This window comes from Deferrisoma sp. (assembly GCF_054681715.1).
The window spans coordinates 1-6140 of sequence record NZ_BAAHFQ010000161.1 but is presented as its reverse complement, the minus strand read 5'-3'; the positions used below and the strand labels follow the sequence as shown (position 1 = coordinate 6140).

4 protein-coding genes are annotated in these 6140 nt (G+C 72.3%); 1 reads left to right on the top strand and 3 read right to left on the bottom strand.

Going from position 1 to position 6140, the window contains the following annotated elements:
* The 3 genes from ACY0I8_RS15325 to ACY0I8_RS15315 all read right to left on the bottom strand — a co-directional run.
* Window positions 1-2093, bottom strand: a 2093-nt coding sequence (locus tag ACY0I8_RS15325) for a cytochrome c3 family protein (RefSeq protein WP_461395436.1), incomplete at its 3' end; no start/stop codon positions are given.
* Between the two features lie 106 nt (window positions 2094-2199).
* Window positions 2200-3795, bottom strand: a complete 1596-nt coding sequence (locus ACY0I8_RS15320; protein ID WP_461395435.1) for a hypothetical protein — start codon at window positions 3793-3795, stop codon at window positions 2200-2202.
* Window positions 3796-4165: 370 nt separating this feature from the next.
* Window positions 4166-4624 carry a DUF1640 domain-containing protein gene (locus ACY0I8_RS15315; protein WP_461395434.1) on the bottom strand — a complete coding sequence of 153 codons (459 nt, stop codon included), beginning with the start codon at window positions 4622-4624 and terminating at the stop codon, window positions 4166-4168.
* A 282-nt stretch (window positions 4625-4906) separates the two neighbouring features.
* On the opposite strand from ACY0I8_RS15315, the gene ACY0I8_RS15310 reads away from it, so the two are divergent.
* Window positions 4907-5986: a type IV pilus twitching motility protein PilT gene (locus tag ACY0I8_RS15310; protein WP_461395433.1), complete on the top strand. Its 1080-nt coding sequence runs from the start codon at window positions 4907-4909 to the stop codon at window positions 5984-5986.
* Window positions 5987-6140 lie beyond the last annotated feature (154 nt).

Genomic DNA, 6140 nt, shown 5'->3' with positions numbered 1-6140 from the left:
CACGAGTCGCAGGAGAGCGCGTTGCGGGCCCGGTCGAGGGTGGCGTGGCCCAGGATGCGCTCCCGGAGCCACGGGGCCGAGGCGTTGAGCGGCTCGCCGGTGCGCGACACGGTCATGCCGGTCATGGGGTGGGTGCCCTCGGGGATGCCGTGGCAGGCCTCGCAGAGGATGTCGTGGCCGTCGGCGTCGCCCGGGTACTCGTCGAGCCCGTTCTGGCCCTCGGCGTAGGGGGCGAGCAGGAGGTGCCGGAACCCGCCGTTTCGGTCGGGCTCGAGCTCGTGGCAGCTTTCGCACACCAGAACCCGTGAGCCGTCGCGGTCGTCCCCCCCGAACCGCGACCACCCCGGCGCGAGCCCCGCGGTGTAGGAGCCGTCGGGGCTTTGGTCTTTCCAGGTGCGGGCGGTGTCGAGCATGTCCACCAGGGGGTCCTTTTGCCAGTCGCCCCCCTCGTGGACGAGGCCGATGTAATGGGTGCCCATGCTGTGGTCCGCGGCCTGGTAGTGGGGGTACTCGTCGTCGCCCGGCTCGATCACGGTCTGGGCCGTGCCCAGGGTGGGGCTCACGCTCGCCCCGTCGCCGTCCATGAAGTAGTGGCAGTCCATGCAGGTCTTCGACATGTCGGGGTCGTACATGTCGTCGGCCTGGTCGAGGGCCCGGCCGTTGTCGGCCGGAAGCCACGAGGGGTCAAGCGCCGCCCAGCCCGGTTGGGTCCAGTCGTGGGCCGAGGTGTGGCACACGGAGCAGGTGAGGAGGTCGCCCTGGCCGGCCGTGGCGTTGAGGAGGTAGGGCACGCCCCGGCTGTCGAAGGCCTTGTGCACCGGATGGTGGCCGGGCACGGCCTGGGTGTGGCACAGGTCGCAGAGGGGCTCGCCCTGGGCCAGGGTGCGGGCGGCCCGCAGGAGGTACGGGCCGGCGCCGGGGGCCACGTCGGCCCGGCGGGCGTCGAGGGCGGCCGCCGGGTGGGGGGCGTGGCAGGTTTCGCAGATGGGCACGGGCCCGACGTTCGTGCCGGCGAGGCCCGGGTCGCCCTGGGGCCAGGCCTCGGGGAACCGCTCGACCCCGGCGTCCACGCCCGAGGGGTAGGAGTCCACGGGGTGGCCGAACCGGCCCTCCCGGCCGGGGTTCACGTTGTGGTCGGGGTCGGCCCAGCCCGAGCCGTCGGGGGCGTGGCCGGGGTTCCGGCCCGCGCCGTGGCAGGCCTCGCACAGGGCCGAGGCGGCGCCGTCGCCGTTCGGCACCGGGCGCTTCGAGCCGGGGATCTCGGCCGTGGCCTGGGCCACAACCAGCATGCCCGGCCCCGGGGGCGACGTGTCGCCGGTCGCGGCGACGTCGTCCTCGTCGGGGGCCACCCCGTGCACGGCGTGGCAGGTGAGGCAGGTGACCCCGCCCTCGTCGCCCCGGGTCAGGTGCCCGCCGAGCGACCACTGGCCCGGCGCGGGGGAGAGCGGGGTGCGGAAGATCCGGGGGATCTCCACGGCCGGGCCGTCGGGCCTGGGAACCACGTCGTCTCCCACCGGGTGGGAGCCCGGGTTCCGATCGCCCCGATACGAGCCCCACAGGCCCTCCTCGGCCCCCATGCCGCTTCGCTCGCCCCCCGACACGTAGTGCCTAAGCCGGTGGCACCGGGCGCACAGGGCGTTGGGGGTGTCGCGCAGGAACGGGCGGTAGGTGTTGTCGTGCACGCTGTGGCAGGTGGTGCACTCGAAGTAGCCGTGGTCCGTGTCGATGTCGGGGAGCCCGGAGCCCAGCACGTTGGTCGCCGGGGGCGGGTCGGCCAGGTACATCCTCTGGCCGTGGCTTTGGGGGGCGTACACGGTGTCGTCGGCGTGGGCCCGGGTCATGAGGGCGCCGTAGCCCTCGCCGGAGTGGTGGCACGACCCGCACAGGGCGCTCATGGTGCCCACCTTGCCCTCGTACACCAGGGGCTGGGCCCAGAACTTCTCGCCGGCCGCCTGGTGGGGGATGTGGCAGGCCGCGCAGGGGCCGCCCTCGCCCCCGAGCTCGGTTTCGTGGGCCGTGCCCTCGACGCCGGCGAACGCCGCGGAGGCCAGGAGTGCGGCAACGAGCCCGAGTCCGATGCGCCGTCTGGTCATGGGAACCCCCTCCGGGAGAAAGAGCCGTGGGCCGTTCGTCGCAGGTCGGCGGTCGCGCGCCGGGGGGGCCGGAACCCCCGACGGGCGACGAACGGCCGCGCCCCCCTTACTCGCCGCCGGGCGGCGGGGTTACCGGCCCGGCCCGTTCCAGGCACACGAGCGCCCGGGCGGCCGCGTCGTAGAGCCAGAACCGTCCCCGGCCGTCCGTGACCGCCATGTTGGGCTTGTGGTACGCAAAGTCGGCGCGCTGGTCGTAGGCCGGATCGGGACGGGGTTCGGGACCGGCCAGGTGGTGGAGGTACGCGCCGCTCGCGGCGTCGAACACCTGCACCGAGCCCACGGCCGGGTCGGTCAGGAGCACCCGGCCGCCCTCGAGGGGTTGGGCGCCGTGGATTCCGACGAATCCGCCCACGTAGCCCCGGACGTCGGCCCCCAGTTCCGCCAGGAGCCGGAGCTCCCGATCGAACACGGCCGCGTAGTGGGAGAGCGGAAAGGTCAGGAGCACCCGGCCGTCGGGAAACGCCGCCACCTCGCCCACGCCGGGAAGCCGGAACCGTTCGGACTTGCGCCGGCCGTGGGCGAGGTATCCCAGCAGGTCTCCCTGTTGGGAGAACCGGTAGAGGAGCTGGAACCGCTGGTCGGTGACCCAGATCTCGTCCCCCACCAAGGCCACGCTCGACGGAGTCGGCGGGAGCGAACGCACCCGGTCGGGGAAGCCCTCCCAGACCTCGGCGTTCTGGGGGGGCGGGGTGAGGATGCCCCGGGCCCAGCGCAGCTCGCCGGCGGGGGAGAGCCGGGCGAGCACGCCGTTGAGGGCGTCGGTCACGAAGAGGTCGGCGTCGTCGGCGAACCCGAGCTTGTGGGGCCGGAGGGCGTAGCCCGTGGCCTCGGCCACGAACGGGCCCAGCACCGCCTCCTCGACGCCGTCGCGGTCGAGGCGGTGGATGCGGCCGGTGCGGGGGGTCACCACCCAGAGCTTCCCGGCGGGCCCGAGGCCGAGGAACGAGACCTCCCGAAGGTCGTCGGTGCCCAGGCGCTCGAGCCGGTACACCTCGCGGGTGGGAAGGGCCCGGAACACGAGCTCGTCGCGGCGGGCCCGCTCGGGCCGCGCGGCCTGGGCCTCGACCTCGGCGCTCGGGGCGCTCTCGGCCCCCGTGGCGTCGCGGGCCGTGATGCGGTAGGCGTAGCGCACGCCCGCCTGGACGTCTCCGTCCACGTAGGTGACGTCCTGCACGCTCGCCACGAGGGCGAACGGCGCCCCATCGGCCGAGCGGTACACGTTGTAGATGACCGCGCCGTCCACCTGGTCCCAGAGCACGCCGATGGTGCCCGACGCCGGGTCCGGCCGGGCCACCACCCGTTTCGGGGGCTCGATGTGCTGGATCTTGACCACCCCGGGCTCGCTCAGTTCCCCCCGGATCCCCGAGGCGTCCTCGGCCGCCACCTGGTAGCGGTAGGTGCCCGAGGCCTCGGGCGCGGGCTCCAGGTACTGGTTCGCTGTGGTGCGGCCCACGGGTTCCCCGTTTCGGAACACCACGTACCCGGCGGCCCCCGGGACCGGGTTCCAGATCATGAGCACCTGGTTTCCCACCAGCATGGGCTGGCCGGGGAGGAACGATGGGGCGGGAAGCCCGGCCACGGCGAGGGCCGGGCCGAGGAGGATCGCGAAAACGGCGAAGAGGCGCGGGACGAGTCGCAGCATGGGCCCCCATCCGGTGAGGCAAAACGGCGAAACCCTATGCTACCGCCATGTGCCAGCCGACACAACCGAAAGGCGCCACCGACCCGGGGGGGAGCACCCCAACCCGGGTGGGAGGCGCCATCGACCGGATGCGCCGACCAACGACCCGCGACCGGCGGCAGTCCTCCCGGCGTTTCGGGGTTCTCACGCCACGCCCGCCACGCGCTAAGCGTTGTGGAGACGGTGACGGGTGATTCCTTCGGTGACACGTGATCCGTGACGGGTGACGGGTAACGAGTCACGGGTGACGGGTGACGGACAGCGGGGCGTCAGGCGGCCGGTCCACGACGAACGGCCTGTTTCGGGGTGGGCGCGCGGGGGGCGGGAGGGGTCAGGGGAGAATCTTGATCAGCGCCACGATCACGCCGGCCTGGGCGATGAGGAGGCCGGTCACCCACCGCAGGGTGGACGCGTGGGTCCGGGCGATTTCGCCCCGGACCTTTTCGATCTCGACGGTGAGATCGGCGCGGACCCGCTCGATACTCAGGCGGTTTTCTTCAATGCGAGCGGTGAGGTCCGCGCGAACCTGTTCGATGTCCTTGGTCAGATCGGCTCGGACCTGCTCGATCTCCTTGGTCAGATCGGCTCGGACCTGCTCGATCTCCTTGGTGAGGTCGGCCCGAAGTTGCTCGATCTCCTTCTGGAGGGCGAGTTTCGTGGCCTCCAGGTGCTCCTCGGTGGCCACGTTGGCCGGGATGCGGTGCTCCAGGCGGTCGAAGGCCTCGGCCAGCGCCCGGGCCTTGACCTCGTCGTCCTTGAACGCCTGGTAGATGTCGAGGGCGATGGACACCGGAAACGCCTCTCGGGCTGGGGAGTTCCTGGGATCACCTGGGGCCATGCTACCCGGCGGTTCGGGGATACGCAAGGGTAGGGGGGGGCCACGCCCGCGCCCCACGACTGACGATCTGCGACCCTCCCCCGGTAACGCTCGTGGCGCGCGTTGCGTGAGGATCGGGAGCCGCTCCCCCTGCCTTTCCTTCCCCTTCAAGAAACACCCCCCTCCGGACGATTCGGTACCGGGAGACGCCGGGCCGTCCGGCGGCCCGGCCGGCCAGCCGAGGAGGGTTCCCCCATGCCGAAGCTCGACGCCTATTTCCGCGCCATGGTCCAGCAGGGCGCCTCGGACCTCCACCTCGTGGCCGGAAATCTGCCGGCCATGCGGATCCACGGCGAGCTCAAGAAGCTCAAGGCCGAGCCCTTGACGGACGAGGGGCTCCGGGAGCTCCTGCGGGAGATCGCCCCCGAGGATGCCTGGGCCCGGTTCGAGGAGACCGGCGACGTGGACTTCGCCTACGAGCTCGAGGGGGTGGCCCGGTTCCGGGCCAACTACTTCGTCCAGAAGTTCGGGGCGGCCGCGGTGTTCCGGACGATCCCCTCGAAGATCCTGACCTGTGAGGATCTGGGGCTCCCGGACGCCGTGCGCCGGCTGGCCGGGCTCCGAAAGGGGCTCGTGCTCGTGACCGGGCCCACGGGCTCGGGCAAGTCCACCACCCTGGCCGCCATCCTCGACGAGGCCAACCGCACCCGGCGGGACAACATCATCACCATCGAGGACCCCATCGAGTTCGTGCACCAGAGCCAGGGGTGCCTCGTGAGCCACCGGGAGGTGGGCACCCACACCCGCGGCTTCGCCACGGCGCTGCGGGCTGCCCTGCGGGAGGACCCGGACATCCTCCTGGTGGGGGAGATGCGCGACAAGGAGACGATCGCGCTGGCCATCGAGGCGGCGGCCACGGGGCACCTGGTGTTCGGCACGCTCCACACCCAGAACGCGGCGAAGACCGTGGACCGGGTGATCGAGGTGTTTACGGCCGAGGAACAGCCCCAGATCCGCTCCACCCTGGCCGACAGCCTGAAGGCCGTGGTGGCCCAGAACCTCTTTCGCCGGGTGGACAAGCCGGGCCGGGTGGCGGCCCTGGAGGTGCTCGTCGTGACCCCGGCCATCTCGAACCTGATCCGGGAGGGCAAGACGTACCAGATCCCCTCGGCCATCCAGACGGGCAAGAAGCACGGGATGCAGTCCCTGGAGACCGCGATCCTGGCGCTCCTGGAGCAGAAGATCATCTCGCCCCGAGAGGCCTACGAGAAGGCGGTGGTCAAGGAGCCCTTCCTCCGGTTCCTGTCGGAGGAGGAGCGGGAGGCCCTGGGATGAGCCGGCTCAGGGTGGAGAAGGTGCCCGTGCGGGTGCGGCTCGGCCTGGCCACGGGGGCCGTGCTCGAGGGCGAGGTGTTCGTGTCGCCGGTTTCGCCCCGGGGCTCCGGGCCCCAGGAGGTGTGGGAGCTCGTGGACGAGGCCGACCCGGTGCT